General features: G+C 70.4%; 1 protein-coding gene. It reads left to right on the forward strand.

What is annotated here, in order from left to right:
- On the forward strand, nucleotides 1-702 hold a 702-nt coding region (locus tag D7X12_RS41680; RefSeq protein ID WP_147444016.1), incomplete at both ends, for an RHS repeat-associated core domain-containing protein.

The following is a 702-nucleotide window of genomic DNA, read 5'->3' on the forward strand; positions in this document are numbered from 1 at the left end:
GACTACGGGTGGGACGCAGGGGGGCGGCTGACGAAGGTGACGGGGGTCGCAGGTGAGGGCGGCAGCGTCACGACGCACTACCGGTACGGCTGGGACGGCTTGCGGGTGGCCCGGACGACGGGAGCCCAGACGTCGACGTACCTGTGGGCCGGTGGGGCCTTGGTGGAGGAGCGGCTGGCGGGACAGCCAGCGCTGCTCCCCACGCAGGGCGGCAGGATGACGGTGGCCGTGGGCGCCGAACGCCTCGCTCATGATGGAATGGGCAGTGCGGTGGGCCGCTCCCCGGCGACGGGCGCGGGGGCCCGGCAGCAGTACGACGCCTGGGGCGCCCACCGCAACGGCACGGCTCCGACGTCCGCCCAGGCCAGCCTTGGGTATACCGGACACGCCTACGACGCGGAGTCGGGCCTCACCTACGCCCAGCAGCGGTGGCTCGACACCGGCACCGGGCGCTTCCTCTCCGAGGACCCGGTGGAGGCGGGGGCGTACCTGGAGAAGCCGCAGGGATTGAACCCGTGGCTGTATGCCAATGGGAATCCGACGCGATACACGGACCCGGATGGGCGCCTCGCCATCAAGCGGAACAGGAGCGACTTCGGCGTTTCGTTCCAAGAGGGCGAGACGGTTGAAGAGGCGTACTTCCACGCCATGCAGCTGGGGGTGAGCGGGAAGCGGCTAGAGACTCTTCAGGGGTTGATGAGC

It is taken from the genome of Corallococcus sicarius (assembly GCF_003611735.1).
GTDB classification, from domain to species: domain Bacteria; phylum Myxococcota; class Myxococcia; order Myxococcales; family Myxococcaceae; genus Corallococcus; species Corallococcus sicarius.